Annotated in this window: 15 protein-coding genes; 12 read left to right on the top strand and 3 right to left on the bottom strand. The window is 65.3% G+C overall.

Annotated elements, in window-relative coordinates:
- The first annotated feature begins 8 nt into the window (after nt 1-8).
- From IMX18_RS11885 to IMX18_RS11870, 4 genes are read left to right on the top strand one after another with little or no spacing between them, the layout of a single operon-like run.
- Nucleotides 9-1,322, top strand: a complete 1,314-nt coding sequence (locus tag IMX18_RS11885) for an MFS transporter (RefSeq protein ID WP_139657679.1) — start codon at nt 9-11, stop codon at nt 1,320-1,322.
- The gene (locus IMX18_RS11880) at nt 1,319-1,972 is read left to right on the top strand and encodes a DsbA family oxidoreductase (protein ID WP_054571971.1); all 654 of its coding nucleotides are present in this window, start codon (nt 1,319-1,321) and stop codon (nt 1,970-1,972) included. The genes IMX18_RS11885 and IMX18_RS11880 overlap by 4 nt, the downstream gene beginning before the upstream one ends.
- Nucleotides 1,969-2,295: a Rieske (2Fe-2S) protein gene (locus IMX18_RS11875; RefSeq protein WP_054571970.1), complete on the top strand. Its 327-nt coding sequence runs from the start codon at nt 1,969-1,971 to the stop codon at nt 2,293-2,295. The genes IMX18_RS11880 and IMX18_RS11875 overlap by 4 nt, the downstream gene beginning before the upstream one ends.
- Nucleotides 2,292-3,302 (top strand): YeiH family protein, encoded by a 1,011-nt coding sequence (locus IMX18_RS11870; protein ID WP_023660908.1) that lies wholly within the window; start codon nt 2,292-2,294, stop codon nt 3,300-3,302. The genes IMX18_RS11875 and IMX18_RS11870 overlap by 4 nt, the downstream gene beginning before the upstream one ends.
- A 152-nt stretch (nt 3,303-3,454) precedes the next feature.
- Here the strand turns inward: IMX18_RS11870 and IMX18_RS11865 are convergent, their stop codons facing one another.
- The gene (locus tag IMX18_RS11865) at nt 3,455-4,513 is read right to left on the bottom strand and encodes an AraC family transcriptional regulator (RefSeq protein WP_015270234.1); all 1,059 of its coding nucleotides are present in this window, start codon (nt 4,511-4,513) and stop codon (nt 3,455-3,457) included.
- A gap of 307 nt (nt 4,514-4,820) precedes the next feature.
- On the opposite strand from IMX18_RS11865, the gene IMX18_RS11860 reads away from it, so the two are divergent.
- The 8 genes from IMX18_RS11860 to IMX18_RS11825 all read left to right on the top strand — a co-directional run bounded on the left by IMX18_RS11860 (nt 4,821) and on the right by IMX18_RS11825 (nt 16,448).
- Nucleotides 4,821-5,399, top strand: a complete 579-nt coding sequence (locus tag IMX18_RS11860) for an RBBP9/YdeN family alpha/beta hydrolase (protein ID WP_015270235.1) — start codon at nt 4,821-4,823, stop codon at nt 5,397-5,399.
- Between the two features lie 73 nt (nt 5,400-5,472).
- On the top strand, nt 5,473-7,428 hold the full coding sequence (locus IMX18_RS11855) for a DUF1302 domain-containing protein (protein ID WP_054571969.1): 1,956 nt from the start codon (nt 5,473-5,475) through the stop codon (nt 7,426-7,428).
- Nucleotides 7,429-7,466: 38 nt separating this feature from the next.
- On the top strand, nt 7,467-8,825 hold the full coding sequence (locus IMX18_RS11850; protein WP_015270237.1) for a DUF1329 domain-containing protein: 1,359 nt from the start codon (nt 7,467-7,469) through the stop codon (nt 8,823-8,825).
- 21 nt (nt 8,826-8,846) lie between these two features.
- Nucleotides 8,847-9,842, top strand: a complete 996-nt coding sequence (locus IMX18_RS11845) for a WD40/YVTN/BNR-like repeat-containing protein (RefSeq protein WP_217190454.1) — start codon at nt 8,847-8,849, stop codon at nt 9,840-9,842.
- A gap of 15 nt (nt 9,843-9,857) precedes the next feature.
- Nucleotides 9,858-12,323 (top strand): efflux RND transporter permease subunit, encoded by a 2,466-nt coding sequence (locus tag IMX18_RS11840; RefSeq protein WP_217190452.1) that lies wholly within the window; start codon nt 9,858-9,860, stop codon nt 12,321-12,323.
- Nucleotides 12,316-14,094, top strand: a complete 1,779-nt coding sequence (locus IMX18_RS11835) for an acyl-CoA dehydrogenase C-terminal domain-containing protein (RefSeq protein ID WP_217190450.1) — start codon at nt 12,316-12,318, stop codon at nt 14,092-14,094. Before IMX18_RS11840 ends, IMX18_RS11835 begins: the two co-directional genes overlap by 8 nt.
- A gap of 11 nt (nt 14,095-14,105) precedes the next feature.
- Nucleotides 14,106-15,746 (top strand): fatty acid--CoA ligase, encoded by a 1,641-nt coding sequence (locus IMX18_RS11830; protein ID WP_100413747.1) that lies wholly within the window; start codon nt 14,106-14,108, stop codon nt 15,744-15,746.
- Between the two features lie 201 nt (nt 15,747-15,947).
- A complete protein-coding gene (locus tag IMX18_RS11825) occupies nt 15,948-16,448 on the top strand; it encodes a methylated-DNA--[protein]-cysteine S-methyltransferase (protein ID WP_025339247.1) in 501 nt (166 codons plus the stop codon).
- Between the two features lie 4 nt (nt 16,449-16,452).
- On the opposite strand, the gene IMX18_RS11820 is transcribed toward IMX18_RS11825, so the two are convergent.
- The gene (locus IMX18_RS11820) at nt 16,453-16,695 is read right to left on the bottom strand and encodes a hypothetical protein (protein ID WP_015270243.1); all 243 of its coding nucleotides are present in this window, start codon (nt 16,693-16,695) and stop codon (nt 16,453-16,455) included.
- The gene (locus tag IMX18_RS11815) at nt 16,692-17,435 is read right to left on the bottom strand and encodes a carbon-nitrogen hydrolase family protein (protein ID WP_054571962.1); all 744 of its coding nucleotides are present in this window, start codon (nt 17,433-17,435) and stop codon (nt 16,692-16,694) included. Before IMX18_RS11815 ends, IMX18_RS11820 begins: the two co-directional genes overlap by 4 nt.
- Nucleotides 17,436-17,448: the final 13 nt, after the last annotated feature.

Raw genomic sequence — 17,448 nt, 5'->3', positions numbered from 1 at the left:
GAGGCAACATGGCCACCTATCTCGCCAGTGCCGAAGATTCCGGCACCGACACCGCCCACAGCGTCCCCCGGCGCTATGCCTGGGTGGTCTTCGCCCTGACCTTTGGCCTGTTGATCTCCGACTACATGTCGCGCCAGGTGCTCAATGCGGTTTTCCCGCTGCTCAAGGGCGAATGGGCATTGAGCGACAGCCAGCTCGGCCTGCTCAGCGGTATCGTCGCGCTGATGGTCGGCCTGCTGACCTTCCCGCTGTCGCTGCTGGCCGACCGCTTCGGCCGGGTGCGCAGCCTGGTGCTGATGGCAGTACTGTGGAGCCTGGCCACCCTCGGCTGCGCCCTGGCGGAAAACTACCCGCAAATGTTCATCGCGCGGTTTCTGGTCGGGGTAGGCGAGGCTGCCTACGGCAGTGTCGGCATCGCCGTGGTGGTCGCCGTGTTCCCCCGCGACATGCGCTCGACCCTGGCCGGGGCGTTCATGGCCGGTGGCATGTTCGGCTCGGTGCTGGGCATGGCCCTGGGCGGTGTACTGGCCCAGCACCTGGGCTGGCGCTGGGCATTCGCCGGCATGGCGCTGTTCGGCCTGGTGCTGGCGATGCTGTACCCGCTGATCGTCAAGGAGGCACGTATTGCGCCTCGGTGCGCGCAGCAGTCGCAAGGCAGGGCCGTTCGTCCGCTGCGCACTCTGTACAGCAGCCGTTCGGTCATCGCGGCCTACGTCGGCAGCGGGCTGCAGCTGTTCGTCGGCGGCACCGTGATCGTCTGGATGCCCAGCTACCTGAACCGCTATTACGCCATGGGCACCGACCGCGCCGGGGCAATTGCCGCAGTTATCGTGCTGTGCAGCGGCATCGGCATGATCCTCTGCGCCATGCTCTGCGACCGCCTCGGGCGGCAGCGCCCGGACCGCAAGATCAGCCTTGCCATCGCCTACTGCCTGGGCAGTTGCGCGCTGTTGTCCATCGCCTTCGCACTACCGGCCGGCACCGCCCAACTGGTACTGATCTGCCTGGGCATGATGATCGCCGCCGGCACCAACGGCCCGTCCAGTGCCATGGTCGCCAACCTCACCCACGCCTCGGTGCACGGCACAGCGTTTGCCACCCTGACCCTGGCCAACAACCTGTTGGGCCTGGCGACCGGGCCGCTGATCACCGGGCGCGTTTCCGACCTGATCGGCTTGCATGCCGCCTTCCAGCTGGTACCGCTGATGAGCATCGGCGCGGCGGCAGTGTTTTTCCTTGCCAAACGTCATTACCACCGCGACATGGAGCGTCTGCATGCACCGGCAGGCGACGCTGCCGCACCCCGGGAGTTGAAACCGTGAAACAGCTGTTGTCCGTCGAAGTGTTCTTCGATTTCGTCTGCCCCTGGTGCCTGATTGGCCAGCGACACCTGCAGGCCGCGCTCTTGCACTTGCAGCGTGAACAACCGCAAGTGCAGGTACAACTGCAATGGCGAGGTGTGCAGTTGTTGCCTGGCTTGCCAGCCAGTGGCGTGCCGTTCCATGCCTTTTATCTGCAACGCCTGGGCAGCGAGGAGGCGGTACGCGAGCGCCAGGCCCAGGTGCGCGCCGCTGCCCGCGTGGTGGGCGAGGACATCGACTTCTCGCGTATTCGCCGCATGCCCAACACCGGCAATGCCCATCGGTTGCTGCAACGGGCTGCTCAGTTGCTCCAGGCAACGCAGCTGGAAGCCTTGCTGGCACAGCTGTTCATCGCCTATTTCCACCAGGGCCGCGACCTGGGGGATAGTCGCACCTTGCTCGACATCGCCCAATGTTGCGGGCTGGATGCCGCGCAGGTGGTCGACTGCCTGCGTGACGACGGCAGCCCCTTCCTCGATGGGGCCGGGCGCGCTGGCAGTGCCGTGCCGCGTTTCCGTTTCAATCACGGGCCGCTCGTTGCGGGTGCGCAGCCTGCCGAGGTGCTGTATGCGGCCATGACCGAAGCGCTGCAAGAGGTTGAAAGGGCATGACCCGGCGCATCGCATTGGCCCCCCATCAGGTGCCGGAACGTGACGGCCGTGTGCTGTTGGCCTGTGAAGGGCGCAGCGTGGCACTGTTCAATGTTGCCGACTCGCTCTATGCCATCGAAGACAGCTGCCCGCACCAGGGCGCGTCGTTGTGTGGCGGCCGGCTGGAAGGCCGTGTCATCCAGTGCTGCGCGCATGGCCTGCGCTTTGACCTGGCCAGCGGCTACCTGGTCAATTCCAGGGCCTTGAAGGTTGCCAGCTACCCGGTCGAGCAGCAGGGCGGGCAGGTTTACATCGTGTTTGACTGTGAGGAAGCGGGGCAATGAATACACTGGCACTTGGCGCTACCCATCAGCGTATCCGCACCCTCGCCCCTGGGGTGGTGGTCAGCCTTATCGTCGGTGCGGCCGCCAGTTTCCTCAGTGAGCATTACGCAGCGCCGGTCATGCTGTTTGCCTTGTTACTGGGGATGGCGCTGAACTTTCTCGCGGTCGATGGCCCCTGCAAAGCCGGTATCGAATTTACCGCCCGCACGGTACTGCGCCTGGGCGTGGCGTTACTTGGCATGCGCATCACCCTGGACCAGATTGCCAGCCTGGGCTGGAAGCCCGTGGCCCTGGTCGTGACCCTGGTGGTGGTGACCATCCTGGTTTCGGTGGTGGTGGCCAAGGCGCTGGGGTTTTCACGGCTGTTCGGCATGCTCACCGGCGGTGCCACGGCCATTTGCGGTGCCTCGGCGGCGCTGGCGCTGGCAGCTGCCTTGCCCCAGCACCCGCGCAAGGAGCATGCAACGCTGTTCACCGTGATCGGCGTGTCGGCGCTGTCGACCCTGGCGATGATCCTGTACCCAATGATTGCCCAGTGGCTGCACCTGTCCCCAGCGCAGGCCGGGGTGTTCCTCGGTGCGACCATCCACGACGTGGCGCAGGTGGTGGGCGCGGGCTACAGCATGTCTACCGAGACCGGCGACATTGCCACCGTGGTCAAGCTTATGCGAGTGGCCATGCTGTTGCCGGTCATTGTCTGCGCGGCCATGATCACCCGGCGCCAGGGCCTCGAGGCCGGTGGCCAGCGGCCGCCCTTGCTGCCTTGGTTCGCGGTCGGCTTCCTGCTGCTGGCGTGCGTCAACAGCACAGGCTGGGTACCCGCCGCGGTGCAGGGCGGTATCAACGACCTGTCGCGCGGCTGCCTGGTGGTGGCGATCAGTGCCCTGGGCATGAAAACCCAACTCAAGGCGCTGGCCTCGGTCGGGGTGAAACCCATTGCGCTGATGGTGGGGGAGAGCGTGTTTCTTGTGCTTTTGGTGCTGGCGTTGATGCACTGGGGCCTTTAGAAAGTGACCGTGGGTGACAACACTCCGCGGCGCCTGCTTCGCGGGCAGGCCCGCTCCCACAGGGCCCGCGCTGGGTCGAGGGTTTGTACCATACCTGTTCTGGCCTCATCGCCGGCAAGCCAGCTCCCACAGGGATAGCGCATGGCGTGAGGTCAATACGGTCGAGGTGGGAGCTGGCTTGCCGGCGATGGGCTGCATGGCAGCCCCAATGGGCCAGCCCGCTGTGCCCGCCAACTGGCCGGCGGCATGCCGAACTGGGCGATAAACCAGCGGGTGAACGAACTGGGCATCGAATAACCCAGCATGTCGGCGATACGCCCCAGCGAATAGCCGGGGTTCTCCAGGTAGCGCATCACCAGGTCACGGCGCACGCTGTTGATCAGGTCCTTGAAGGTCAACCCGCTTTCCTCCAGGCGACGCTGCAGGGTGCGTACGTTCATGCCCTGGGTCTGTGCCACCTGTTCGATGGTGGCGCGGCCCATGGGCAGCAGCAGGTAGATGGTCTTGCGCAACTCCAGCTCCAGGGACGGCGTGCCGCCCGCCGGCAGGCTGTCCAGATAGCGCTGCGCCAGGCGCGCCATGGCCTCGTTGGCCTGCGGGCTGGCGCTGTCGAGGTCGGCGGCCGGGCAGACAATACCGTTGAATTCGCTGCCGAACACCAGCGTGCAGCCGAAAATGCGCCGGTGGGTGGCCAGGTCGGCGGGAGGCGCGTGGGTGAAGTTGGCGCTGATCGGGTGCCAGTGCGCACCCAGCAGCGCGGCGCACAGGCGCATCATCACGCCGATGGCCAGCTCGGTGGCCTGGCGGCTGCAGGGCGCGCGTTCGTTGATCACCTCCTCACGGATGACCACGGTCTTGCCGGCTTCCTCGATATGAATGGCCAGGGCGTCATTGAGCAGGTGACGGTACTGCACGATCACCTGCAGTGCATCACGCAGGGTGCGTTGGTGGCTGAGCAACAGGCTTATCTCGCCGAAGTCCGACAATTGCCGCAACTCGGCCATGCGCAGGCCGAAGCTTTCGCAGCGGGTGGCGCTGGCGGATGCTTCCAGCAAAGCGATGACGCTGGCAACCGGAATACGCCGATTGGGGTCTTCGAGCAACGCGGCGCTGAGGCCAACCTGTGCCAACAGCGCATGGGGATTGAGGCCCAGGTGGCGGGACACCTCAAGGTAATTGGTCAAGCTGGCGGCACGGACTAGGGCAGGCATTTTTTGTTGTTATCCATGTTTTCCAGGCTAACTGCTGCTTTTTTGTAGGAGCAGCCTTGTGCTGCGAAGAGGCCGTAAAGGCCATAACAGTGATGTTCGTCGTACCGGCCTCTTCGCAGCACAAGGCTGCTCCTACAAAAAGTGAGCGGCTGATTGGTTTTATAGCCTGCGTGTCATGAATTGAAAAGCAAAGCCCCGTCATGGCCATTGTCATCAAATGAAAAGCCCCTGACGCCCAATGTGAAGCACCCGGTGGGTGGGCTGTTTACTGTGAACCTCAAGAGCTACACCGCACACGAGGTTCACCGTGGAAAAACTGCAAACCACCGCCACCGTGCTGATCGTCCCCGGCCTGCGCGACCATGTTGCCGAACACTGGCAGACCCTGCTCGCAGGCCGCCTGGCCAAGGTGCGCAGCGTGCCGCCGCTGCAGGTCGACGGCCTGAGCTGCACAGCCCGGGTCGAGGCGATCCAGCGCGAGCTGGACCAGATCCATGGTGAAGTGATTCTGGTGGCGCACAGCGCTGGCGTGCTGATGGTCGCCCACTGGGCGGCGCGCTACCGGCGGCCGATCAAGGGTGCATTGCTGGCGGCGCCGCCCGACCTGAACGCGCAATGGCCGGCCCACTACCCGAGCCCGGCCAGCCTGGCCGAGCATGGCTGGTCGCCATTGCCCCAGCAGTTGCTGCCGTTCCCCAGCATTGTCGCGGCCAGCAGCAACGACCACCTGGCCAGCTTTGCCGCAGCCAGCGCCCTGGCCCATGGCTGGGGTAGCGAACTGGTCGCACTGGGGGCCGTCGGCCACCTCAACCCGGCCTCCGGCTTCGGCCCCTGGCCGCAGGCCGAGGCCTTCATCCAGCGACTGGACCAGCCCAACCTGCAATAGCGCATGGACGCCCCAGCCACGCTCGCAAAAGACGGGCGGCGAAAAAACAATAACAATACGTGGAGCCATCGTAATGCCAGAACACCGCATTTACCGCGCTGTGAAACCACAGCGCTGCCTGCTTGCCTGCGCCATCGGCCTGCTCACGCTGCCCGCCGCCCAGGCGTTCGAAGTCGATACCGGTAATGAAAACTGGGCCGTGCGCTTCGACAACACCGTCAAGTACAACTACGGCGTACGCACCGAAAGCGCCGACAAGCGCATGCTGGGCACGCCCAACAGCAACGACGGTGACTACAACTTCCGCAAGGCCGGCACCAACATCACCAACCGGGTCGACCTGCTGACCGAACTGGATGTGGTCTACCAAGGCAACACCGGCTTCCGCGTCAGCACCGCCAGCTGGTACGACAAGGCCTATGACAACACCGGCTCCAACAGCAACCCGTTCGTCAACGGCAACGGTGACCAGTCCGGCATCAACCCCAGCCTCAATGGCCTGCCTGGCACTGGTGTGCCGCTGGGCAGCCCGCACCTGAGCAACTACGCCCAGCGTTACTACAGCGGCCCGTCCGGTGAAGTGCTGGATGCCTTCGTGTTCTTCAGCCGTGAAGTTGGCGAGGCCTCGCAGGTCAGCGCCAAGCTGGGCCAGCACAACCTGTTCTGGGGTGAAACCCTGCTCAACCCGGTGCACTCGTTGAGCTACGGCCAGTCGGGCCTCGACCTGGCCAAGCTGGCCGCCTCGCCGGGCACCGAGGCCAAGGAGCTGTTCGTGCCGCGCAACCAGCTGTCGACCTCGTTCCTGGTCAACTCCGAACTGACCCTGGGGGCCCAGTACTTCTTCGACTGGGACGCCGCCCGCCTGCCCGAAGCCGGTACCTACTATGGCGGCTCGGATGTGGTAGGCGAGGGCGCCCAAAGCTTCCTGCTCGGCCACACCGGCACCCCGGGGCTGATCCCGGTGCGCGGCGCGCTGACCACCATCCGCCGTGGCCATGACCTCAAACCGGGCAAGAGCGGCGACTGGGGCATCATGGCCAAGTGGTCGCCGGAGTGGCTGGGCGGCACCCTCGGTTTCTACTACCGCAAGACCTCCGAGATCCTCCCGCAGGCCTGGCTCGACGCGCGCGGCATGACCGTCGCCAACGGCCCGTTCGGCAACCCGCCGGGCAGCCGCCAAGGTGCAGTCGGCAACCTGTACAACTCGCTGCAAAGCACTACCTACCAGTTCGCCTATTCCGACGACATCGACATCTATGGCCTGAGCCTGTCCAAGGATGTGGGTGGCATCAGTGTCGGCAGCGACCTGAACATCCGCCACAACATGCCGCTGGCGAGCATCCCGGCAATCGTCAGTGCCCCCGGCCAGGGTGGCCTGGGCGGCGGCTTCGGCCTGCTTCCGACACGCCTGCCCAGCAGCGGGGTGATCTACGACGTACCCAAGGATGGCGACGGCCTGAGCGCCACCGGCGACACCTTGCACTGGACCTTGAACGGTCTGATGACCATTGGCGATACGCCGCTGTTCGATTCGGCAACCCTGCTTGGCGAGCTGTTCTACAGCAACCTGCTCAAACTCGATAGCCACAACGAGGCCTTGTACAAGGGCAAGAGCAGCTACCGCGGCATCGACAAGGCCACCCGCGACAACTGGGGCATCGCCGTCAACTTCACCCCTACCTGGTACCAGGTGCTGCCGGGCATGGACCTGAGCATGCCGCTGTCGGTCAACGTCGGCCTCGACGGCGTGTCGCCGGTGCAGGGCGGCGGCGCCGAGAACACTGGCAACTATGCGGTGGGCGTAAGCGCCGCGATCTACAACCAGTACTTCGTCGACCTCAAGTACGTCGACAGTTTCGGTGAGACCAAGGCCTGCAAGGACGGCCAGACCGACGGCAGCACCCCCAACGCCCTGGACGGCGAACAGGATTACACCTGCTACGGCGGCGGCTACGCCTCCTTCTCCGGCGGTGGTGCCACCACCGAGGACCGTGGCGCCCTGTACCTGACCGTCAAGACGACCTTCTGAGTCATGTTTCCTACAGCCTACACAGGAAGACAACCATCATGAATTTCGTACGTACCCTGCTGGCCTCGTGCCTGTCGCTGGCCGCCCTGAACGCTGCCCAGGCCGCCGTTTCCACTGACCAGGCCGCGCGCCTGGGCTCCAGCCTGACCGCCATCGGCGCGGAAAAGGCCGGCAATGCCGATGGCTCCATCCCGGCCTACCAGGGCGGCCTGCTGACGCCGCCAGCCAGCTACCAGAGCGGCGCCAGCATGCGCCCCGACCCGTTCGCCAGCGACAAGCCGCTGCTGGTCATCGATGGCAAGAACGCCGAGCAGTACAAGGGCCAGCTGACTGCCACCACCCTGGAACTGCTCAAGCGCTACCCCAGCTACCGCGTCGATGTATACCCGACCCACCGTAGCGTGGCGCTGCCGCAAGCGGTACTGGACAACACCCGCAAGAACGCCACTGCCGCCAACAGCAAGGAGGGCGGTACGGCGGTGGACAACGTGCTGCCGGGTATCCCGTTCCCCATTCCGCAGAACGGCGCCGAGGCCATGTGGAACTTCCTGCTGCGCTATCAGGGCGTGAGCATGACTGCCAAGTACGACTCGTGGAACGTCGACGCTGCCGGCAAGCCATCGCTGTCGACCACCGGCCAGGCCAATATCAGCTACCCGATCTACGAGGACATGACCAAGCCGATCGGTGCCAAGGACACCTACTACCAGATGAAACTGGTGTACACCGGGCCCGCACGCCGTGCCGGCGAAGCGATGATGCTGCGTGATGCCGCCAACCCGCTGGTGCAGCCACGCAGCGCCTGGCAGTACCTGCCGGGCCAGCGCCGGGTCAAGCTGGCACCGAACCTCGCCTACGACACGCCCAACCCGGGCACTTCGGGTTCGGGTACCTACGATGACGTGTTCGTCTTCAACGGTGCGCTGGACCGCTACGACTGGACCTTGGTCGGCAAGCAGGAAATGTACGTGCCGTACAACACCTACCAGCTGACCTACAACACCGACGTCAAGCAGGTGATCACCCCCAACCACCTGGCGCCGCAGTTCGTGCGTTGGGAGAAGCACCGGGTGTGGGTGGTGGAAGGCAAGCTCAAGGACGGTGCGCGCCATATCTACCACAAGCGCCGCTTCTACCTCGACGAAGACAGCTGGATCGCCCTGGCCTCGGACCAGTACGACGCCCGTGGCCAGCTGTACCGCGGCTCGTTCGCCTTCCTTACCCAGAGCTATGACAAGCAGACCCCGGACGCCACGCCGTTCATGATCTACGACCTGATCGGCGGCACCTACAACCTCAATGGCGTGGTCGGTGCCTACGGCGGCATCCGCTATATCGACCCACTGTCGAAAACCCAGTGGTCGCCCGAGTCGCTGGCCGGCAACGGCATTCGCTGAACGCACGGAGCAGAGGTGGCAATGTCTGTCTTCAAACGATGCAGCGTGGTAGTTCTGGCTTTGGCCGCGCTGCAGGGCGCGGCCCAGGCTGCGCCCTTCACCGATGTGCTGGACCTGCCCGCCAGGCCCAGCGCCCTGGTCGCCAGCAGCGCCTTGCGCGATGTCATCCTGACCGGCCAGCGCCTGGTCGCGGTGGGCCCGCGAGGGCACATCCTGTACTCCGACGATCACGGCGCGCACTGGCAGCAGGCCCAGGTACCGGTCAGCGCCGACCTTAATGCCGTGAGCTTCGCCACGCCCGAGCTGGGCTGGGCGGTTGGCCACGATGGCGTGGTGCTGCACAGCCGCGATGGCGGCGCGCACTGGCAGAAGCAGCTGGATGGCCGGGCGCTGGCCGAACAACTGCCGGGCACGGGTAGCGACAATGCCTTGCTCGACGTGTGGTTCAGCGATGCCCGCAATGGCTATGCGGTTGGCGTGTTCAACCTGCTGTTGCGCACCGTTGATGGCGGCGAGCACTGGCAGCCCTGGCTCGACCACAGCGACAACCCGCAAGGCCTGCACCTGACCAGCCTGGCCGCGGTGGGTGACGAGCTGTACATCACCGGCGAGCAAGGCCTGCTGCTGAAGCAGGACGGTGAGCGCTTCAGCCGTGTCGAGACACCCTACGCCGGCACACTGTTCGGTGCTGTCGGCAAGCCTGGCGTACTGCTGGTCTACGGCCTGCGTGGGCATGCCTACCGCAGCACCGATGGCGGCCGGCAGTGGCAACCGGTCAGCACGGGTGTGAACACCAGCCTCACCGCCGCCGGTGTCGACCGTGACGGCCAGCTATGGCTGGCCAGCCAGGCTGGCGACCTGCTGCTCAGCCGGGATGATGGCGCCAGCTTCAGCCCGGTGCCGCAAAGCGCCCGTGGCCCGGTGACCGCGCTCGCCACCGATACCGGCAACGGCCTGGTACTGGTGGGCGAGCGGGGCGTGCGCAACCAGCCCGGTAACCCCACGCTGCACCCATAACAAGAGAAGACCCTGATGGCCGCTACCCGCCAAGACACCCTGCCGGTAATCCGCAACCTCGACGATTTCGACCCACGCTCGGGCAATTGCCTGGAGCGCCTGGTGTTCAACCATCGCCTGCCGTTCCTGCTGTGCATGCTATTGGCGACCCTGGTGCTGGGCTACATGGCGCTGACCCGCCTGGAGCTGCGCCCCAGTTTCGACAAGATGCTGCCGCAGAGCCACCCCTACATCCAGAACTACCTGGAAAACCGCCCATCACTGCGTGGCCTGGGCAACGCGGTGCGGGTGGTGGTGGAGAACACCCAGGGCGACATCTTCGACCCGGGCTACCTGCAGACCCTGCGCCACATCAACGACGAGCTGTTCCTCAGCCAGGGCGTGGACCGGGCCTGGGTGAAATCGCTGTGGAGCCCGGCGGTGCGCTGGACCGAGGTGACCGAGGAGGGCTTCCAGGGTGGCCCGGTAATGCCCGACGGCTACCAGGGCGCTGCGGGTGACATCGAGCAGCTGCGGCAGAACATCGAGCGCGCCAACATCGTCGGCAGCCTGGTGGCGCGCGACTTCAAGTCGAGCATGCTGGTCGTGCCGCTGCTCGACCAGGATTCGGCTACCGGCAAAGGCCTCGACTACCACGCCTTCTCGCAGAAGCTCGAACAACTGCGCAGCCAGTACCAGGCCAGCGGCCAGTACCGCATCCATGTGATCGGCTTCGCCAAGCTGATGGGCGACCTGATCGACGGGCTGATCCAGGTGATGGCGTTCTTCGCCCTGGCGGTGCTGACCAGCCTGCTGATCATCTACTGCTACACCCGTTGCGTGCGCAGCACCCTGCTGGTGGTGCTGTGTTCGCTGACTGCGGTGGTGTGGCAGCTGGGCATCGTCGCCTGGCTGGGCTACGCCATCGATCCGTATTCGATCCTGGTGCCATTCCTGATCTTTGCCATCGGCGTATCCCACGCGGCGCAGAAGATGAACGGCATCCTTCAGGACATCGGCCGTGGCACTCACCGCCAGGTGGCAGCGCGCTATACCTTCCGCCGCCTGTTCGTGGCCGGGGTGACTGCATTGCTGGCCGATGCGGTGGGCTTTGCCGTGCTGATGCTGATCGACATCCCGGTGATCCAGGACCTGGCCATCACCGCCAGCATCGGCGTGGCGGTGCTTATCTTCACCTCGCTGCTGCTGATGCCGGTGGCGCTGTCTTATGTTGGTGTTGGCCGCAAGGCTGCCGAGCGGGCCCTGCATATCGACGCCCGCGCAGCCCAGCACCGAGGTTTCGGCCGGCTGTGGGACCTGCTCGACCGCTTCACCGAACGCAAATGGGCCAGCGTCGCAGTGCTGGTGGCGCTGGCCCTGGGCGTCCTTGGCATCTGGGGCAGCCTGCAACTGAAAATCGGCGACCTCGACAGCGGTGCCCCCGAACTGCGCGCCGACTCCCGCTACAACCTCGACAACGCCTACATCACCCAGCACTACGCGCTGTCCAGCGACACCTTCGCGGTCATGGTCAAGACCGCGCCGGAAGGCTGCCTGCAATACCAGACGCTGGTGCTTGCCGATCGCCTGGCCTGGGAGCTGCAGCAATTGCCGGGTGTGCAGACCACCGTGTCGCTGGCCAATGCCGTGCGCCAGATCACCGCTGGCACCTATGAAGGCAACCCGCGCCTGAACAGCCTGCAGCGCAACCAGGACGTGCTCAACTACGCCGCCCAGCAGGCCTCGGTCAACGCCCCCGAGTTGTTCAACAACGACTGCTCGCTGATGCCGGTAATCGCCTACCTCAAGGACCATCGTGCCGATACCTTGGCCCAGGTTGCCGCCGTGGCCGAGCGTTTTGCCCAGGCCAACAGCAGCGCCGAACAGCAGTTCCTGCTGGCCGCCGGCAGCGCCGGCATCGAGGCTGCCACCAACGTGGTGGTCCGCGAGGCCAACCACCACATGCTGTTGCTGGTGTACCTGGCGGTCACGCTGTTCTGCCTGTTCACCTTCCGTAGCTGGCGCGCGACGCTGGTGGCGATCCTGCCGCTGATGCTCACCTCGGTGCTGTGCGAAGCGCTGATGGTAGCCATGGGCATTGGCGTCAAGGTCGCCACCTTGCCGGTGATCGCCCTGGGCGTAGGTATTGGCGTGGACTACGCGCTGTACCTGCTCAGCGTGCAACTGCACTACCAGCGCGCCGGGTTGAGCCTGGCCCAGGCCTACCAGAAAGCCGTGGCCTTCACCGGCCGGGTGGTCGGGCTGGTCGGCATTACCCTGGCGGCCGGTGTGGTCGGCTGGGCCTGGTCGCCGATCAAGTTCCAGGCCGACATGGGCCTGCTGCTGACCTTCATGTTCCTGTGGAACATGCTCGGTGCGCTGGTGTTGATCCCCGCGTTGTCGCATTTCCTCCTGCGTGGCCAGGCCGCCCCGGCGCCTGCCGAGGCCCCGGCCACGTCGCTTCCGCAAACCCAAGAAACCGAGTGTTCGCCTCATGTCTGATTACCTTCCGCCACTGCGCGACATGGATTTTCTGTTCAACGAAGTGTTCGACATCCCGGCCTGGTGGGCGCAAACGCCCGCGCTGGCCGAGCAGGTCGATGGCGACACAGCCCGGGCCGTGCTCGAACAGGCCGGCAGGCTGATTGCCGAGGTGGTAGCGCCGCTCAACCGCAGTGGCGACGAGCAGGGTTGCCGCTGGGAGGCGGGCCAGGTACACACCCCCGATGGCTTCGCAGATGCCTACCGGGCATTTGCCGCGGATGGCTGGGTGGGTGTGGCCGGTGCCCCGGAATATGGGGGCATGGGCATGCCGAAAGTGATCGGTGCCCAGCTCGAAGAAATGCTCAATGCCGCCAACCTGTCGTTCGGCCTGTACCCGATGCTCACCGCCGGGGCCTGCCTGGCGCTGCTCAACCATGCCAGCGAGCCGTTGAAGGCGCTGTACCTGCCGCCCATGTACCAAGGGCGCTGGACCGGTTCGATGTGCCTGACCGAGCCGCACGCTGGCACCGACCTGGGCCTGATTCGCACCCGCGCCGAGCCGGTTGCCGATGGCCGCTACCGCATCAGCGGGACCAAGATCTTCATCACTGGCGGTGAGCAGGACCTGACCGAGAACATCATCCACCTGGTGCTGGCGCGGCTGCCGGATGCGCCCGCCGGGCCCAAGGGCATCTCGCTGTTCCTGGTGCCCAAGGTGCTGGTTGACGCCGACGGCGTGCTGGGCGAGGCCAATGCGGTGAGTTGCGGCTCGATCGAGCACAAGATGGGCATCAAGGCCTCAGCCACCTGTGTGATGAACTTCGACGGCGCAGTCGGCTATCTGGTCGGCGAGCCGAACAAGGGCCTCAACGCGATGTTCACCATGATGAACTACGAGCGCCTTGGTGTAGGAATCCAGGGCCTGGCCCTGGGCGAACGCTCCTACCAGGGCGCCATTGCCTATGCCCGTGATCGCCAGCAGGGCCGTGCGCCGAGGGGTGCCGAAGCGCCGGGGCAAGCCGCTGACCCGATCGTCGTCCACCCGGATGTGCGGCGCATGCTGCTGACCATGAAAGCGCTGAACGAAGGCGGGCGGGCCTTCTCCACCTATGTGGCACTGCAGCTGGACCTGGCCAAATACAGCGAGGCTCCGGTCGCACGCGCCCAGGCCGAGGCCAAGGTGGCAATGCTCACGCCAGTGGCCAAGGCCTTCCTCACCGACATGGGGCTGGAAACCACCGTGCACGGCCAGCAGGTGCTGGGCGGTCATGGCTATATCCGCGAATGGGGCCAGGAGCAGTTGATCCGCGACTGCCGCATCACCCAGATCTACGAAGGCACCAATGGCATCCAGGCCCTCGACCTGGTGGGGCGTAAACTGTTTGCCGATGGCGGCCAGGCCTATCGCAGCGTGTCCGACGAAATTACTGCCTTTGTCGAGACGCTGCCCGCGGCGTGCGCGGAGTTCGGCGCGCCGCTGCTGGCTGCCGTGCGCAACCTCGACGAGCTGACCGCCTGGTTGCTCGATCGGGCCCAGGGCAACCCGCGTGAGCTGGGCGCGGCGGCGGTGGAGTACCTGCAGGTGTTTGGCTACACCTTCTACGCCTACCTGTGGGCACGCATGGCCGTGGTTTGCCAGTGTCATGCAGCTCCCGAGCCGTTTCACCTGAGCAAGCTGGGCACCGCGCGTTTCTACTTTGCCCGCCTGCTGCCACGTATTCATTCGCTGAGCGCCAGCGTCAGGGCCGGTAGCGACAGCCTGTACCTGCTCGAGGCCGGGCAACTGTGAAGGCCGCCGACATGATCACCACTCGCATCATGCCTGCGGCCGAGCAGGCCTACGCCTATCCGCTGCTGATCAAGCGCCTGCTGCTGTCGGGCGTGCGCTACCAGCCCAACCAGGAAATCGTCTACGCCGACAAGCTGCGCTACACCTACACTACGCTGCTTGAACGCATCCAGCGGCTGGCCAATGTGCTGACCGCCGCGGGGGTCAAGCCTGGCGACACCGTGGCCTTGCTCGACTGGGACAGCCATCGGGCCCTTGAATGCTTCTTCGCCGTGCCGATGCTGGGTGCGGTGCTGCACACGGTAAACGTACGGCTGTCCACCGAGCAGGTGCGCTACACCATGAACCATGCCGAGGACCGCCTGGTGCTGGTGCATGACGACTTCCTGCCGTTGATGGCGCAACTGCGCGATGACTTGCCGACGGTCGAGGGTTTCATTCGCCTCGGCGAAGGCGGCCCGGCAACGCAAGATGTGCCGTTGTTGGGTGAGTACGAAGCGCTGCTGGCGGCTGCCGAGCCACAGTTCGACTTCGCCGATTTCGACGAGCACTCGCTGGCCACGCTGTTCTATACCAGCGGTACCACCGGCAACCCCAAGGGCGTGTACTTCAGCCACCGGCAACTGGTGCTGCATACCCTGGTCGAGCAGGGCACCCTGGCTGCCTGCGGCGAGGTACCGCTGCTGCGCAGCGGCGACGTGTACATGCCCATTACGCCGATGTTCCATGTGCACGCCTGGGGCGTGCCCTATGTGGCCACGGCACTGGGCATCAAGCAGGTCTACCCGGGGCGCTACGAGCCCAACCGCCTGGTGCGCTTGTACCGCGACGAGGGCGTGACGTTCTCCCATTGCGTGCCCACGGTGCTGCAGATGATGCTCAACAGCGAGGAAGGGCGCCGCGCCGACCTGAGCGGCTGGAAGATGCTGCTGGGCGGCAGCGCCCTTACCCTGGGCCTGGCGCAGCGTGCCAGCGAGCGCGGCATCAGCGTGCATTGTGGCTACGGCATGTCGGAAAGCTGCCCGCTGCTCAGCATCACCCACCTGAGCGCCGAGCTGCTGGCACTGCCCATGGCGCAACAGCTGCCGCTGCGTATCGATGCCGGCGTGCCGATTGCCCTGGTGGACCTGCGCATCGTCGACGCTGAAGGCATTGATGTGCCCCGCGACGGCGAGAGCCTGGGTGAAATCGTGGTGCGTGCCCCGTGGCTGACCCAGGGCTATCTGCATGAACCGGAGCAGGGTGCCGCGTTGTGGCTGGGGGGCTGGATGCATACTGGCGACCTGGCCTGCATCGACCCTGCGGGTGTGGTGCGTATTCGTGACCGGATCAAGGATGTGATCAAGACCGGAGGCGAGTGGGTCAGCTCGGTGGCGCTGGAAAACCTGATCAGCCAGCACCCGGCTGTCGCTTCGGTGGCGGTGATCGGCATCCCGGACCCGCAGTGGGGTGAGCAACCCTTGGCCTTGGTGGTCCGTTGTGACGGCATGCAATTCGACCAGGCGGCATTGGCAGGGCATCTGCAGCCGTTTGTCGACAGCGGGCACCTGAACAAATGGGCGATACCGCGGCAGTTGCGTTGCGTGGACGAGATCCCAAAGACCAGCGTTGGCAAAATCGACAAGAAGCGGATCCGCCAGGCATTTCTCTGAATGCAGGCAGGGCCCGGCTGATGGGGGCCCTGTGGGAGCGGGCATGCCCGCGAAGCAGGCGACGCGGTGGAGGGCACTCTGGTCCGGGCAATATGCCGACGCCGATGTTCCGCTTGCGTGATTGCCTGAGCAAGAAAGCGGATGCAGGCAGAACTGGGGATGCGTACAGTAGGTTGATCGCAACCTGGCAGGAGCCTGCTTATGTCCAGCGCATTCACCTTCATGCAGTCGCCCGTCGGCACCTTGACCCTGGTAGCCCGTGGCGAGTGCCTGGCAGCCGTACTCTGGGAAGAGGAGCGGGAAAACCGCGTGCGCCTTGGCGCCCTGCACCGCGATGACCAGTGCCCGGTACTGCTGGAAACCGCACGCCAGCTCGGCGAGTACTTTGCCGGCAAACGCCAGCGCTTCGAACTGGCGCTGGATTTTGCCGGCACCGAATTCCAGCGACAGGTGTGGGCCGCGCTGTTGGCGATACCGTTCGGTGAAACCCGCAGCTACAGCGACATCGCCCGGCAGATCGGCAACCCCAGCGCGGTGCGTGCGGTAGGCGCCGCCAATGGCCGCAACCCGATCTCGATCATCGCCCCGTGTCATCGGGTGATCGGTGCTTCGGGCAGCCTCACCGGCTTTGCCGGTGGCCTGGCGGCCAAGCAGTACCTGCTGGCGCTGGAGGGCCGGCAAAGCCTGGCACTGGACCTGTAAGGCGTCAGTAGAACCAGCTGGCGACCAGGCAGACCAGCACGGCCAACGCCGAGCCGGCCATCAGGGTGTACTGCCGATGGGCCCGGCGCGCATGGGGCTTGACTGCGCGCAGGTACTCGCCAGGTGTCGGCGCGTCGGGCCGGTGGCGCAAACCCTCGGCCACATCGGCCAGTTGCCCCTGGATGAGCAGACCCGTCAGGTAGTAGGTACAGGCATAGCTCAGCAACGCCAGAAACAGATAGATCATGCCGGGTGTGGGTTCAGGGGCACTGCCATGGCACTGGCGTTGGCGGTGTCCAGCACGATCAGACCTTCGCTGTGGTCGTCCAGGCTGGCCAGCAAGCGCCCCTGGCTGTCCCAGGCCGCCGAGCCGCCAGCGCCGATGAAGGTGTCGGCCGGCCCCACGCAGTTGGCCAGCAACACTGCCATGCCCAGCTCTAGAGCCACCTCGGAGTAGTGCAGGTAACCCTCGCGAATGCCTTTGGCAGTTTTAGCCACACTGACCAGGTACAGGTCGGCGCCGTGTTCCCGCGCGGCTGCCGCATGCGCCATGAACATCGATTCGTAGCAGATCGCAGGCGCTACCCGGTGCGCGCCCACCTGCAGCAGCAAGGCTTGATCGCCTGGGGTGAACCAGGGCAGTTCATCATCATGCAGGCGCCGCTTGGCATAGGCCTGGCGCGCCACACCGGGGCTGAGGATTGGCATGCCGATACGAATGCCATCAGGGGTCGGCAGTGGCAGGCCCGCTGCGACAGTGATACCAAACCGGTCGCAGGCTGCCTGCAGCGGGTCCAGCCGTGCCGAACTGACTGGCAGGGCGGCCTGGCGCGCGAGGGTTGGCTCATAGCCGGTCAGCGACAGTTCGGGAAATACCACCAGTTCGGCACCAAGGGCCGCGGCCTGTTCGATGCAGGCCAGGTGGCGTTCGAGGTTGGCTTGCACATCGCCCTTGAGCGATGCCAGTTGCACGGCGCACAACTTCATGAAAAACCCTTCC

It is taken from the genome of Pseudomonas shirazica, from assembly GCF_015168335.1.
Lineage (GTDB): Bacteria > Pseudomonadota > Gammaproteobacteria > Pseudomonadales > Pseudomonadaceae > Aquipseudomonas > Aquipseudomonas asiatica.
Note: the sequence above shows the minus strand (reverse complement) of the source record. Positions and strands in the feature narration are given on the sequence as shown.

What these genes read in the sequence shown, in the direction of transcription:
- IMX18_RS11870 (WP_023660908.1), top strand. Translation starts at nt 2,292, where the DNA reads ATGAATACACTGGCACTTGGCGCTACCCATCAGCGTATCCGCACCCTC.
- IMX18_RS11815 (WP_054571962.1), bottom strand. Translation starts at nt 17,435, where the DNA reads ATGAAGTTGTGCGCCGTGCAACTGGCATCGCTCAAGGGCGATGTGCAA.
- IMX18_RS11820 (WP_015270243.1), bottom strand. Translation starts at nt 16,695, where the DNA reads ATGATCTATCTGTTTCTGGCGTTGCTGAGCTATGCCTGTACCTACTAC.
- IMX18_RS11835 (WP_217190450.1), top strand. Translation starts at nt 12,316, where the DNA reads ATGTCTGATTACCTTCCGCCACTGCGCGACATGGATTTTCTGTTCAAC.
- IMX18_RS11840 (WP_217190452.1), top strand. Translation starts at nt 9,858, where the DNA reads ATGGCCGCTACCCGCCAAGACACCCTGCCGGTAATCCGCAACCTCGAC.
- IMX18_RS11850 (WP_015270237.1), top strand. Translation starts at nt 7,467, where the DNA reads ATGAATTTCGTACGTACCCTGCTGGCCTCGTGCCTGTCGCTGGCCGCC.
- IMX18_RS11865 (WP_015270234.1), bottom strand. Translation starts at nt 4,513, where the DNA reads ATGCCTGCCCTAGTCCGTGCCGCCAGCTTGACCAATTACCTTGAGGTG.
- IMX18_RS11845 (WP_217190454.1), top strand. Translation starts at nt 8,847, where the DNA reads ATGTCTGTCTTCAAACGATGCAGCGTGGTAGTTCTGGCTTTGGCCGCG.
- IMX18_RS11825 (WP_025339247.1), top strand. Translation starts at nt 15,948, where the DNA reads ATGTCCAGCGCATTCACCTTCATGCAGTCGCCCGTCGGCACCTTGACC.
- IMX18_RS11885 (WP_139657679.1), top strand. Translation starts at nt 9, where the DNA reads ATGGCCACCTATCTCGCCAGTGCCGAAGATTCCGGCACCGACACCGCC.
- IMX18_RS11875 (WP_054571970.1), top strand. Translation starts at nt 1,969, where the DNA reads ATGACCCGGCGCATCGCATTGGCCCCCCATCAGGTGCCGGAACGTGAC.
- IMX18_RS11855 (WP_054571969.1), top strand. Translation starts at nt 5,473, where the DNA reads ATGCCAGAACACCGCATTTACCGCGCTGTGAAACCACAGCGCTGCCTG.
- IMX18_RS11830 (WP_100413747.1), top strand. Translation starts at nt 14,106, where the DNA reads ATGATCACCACTCGCATCATGCCTGCGGCCGAGCAGGCCTACGCCTAT.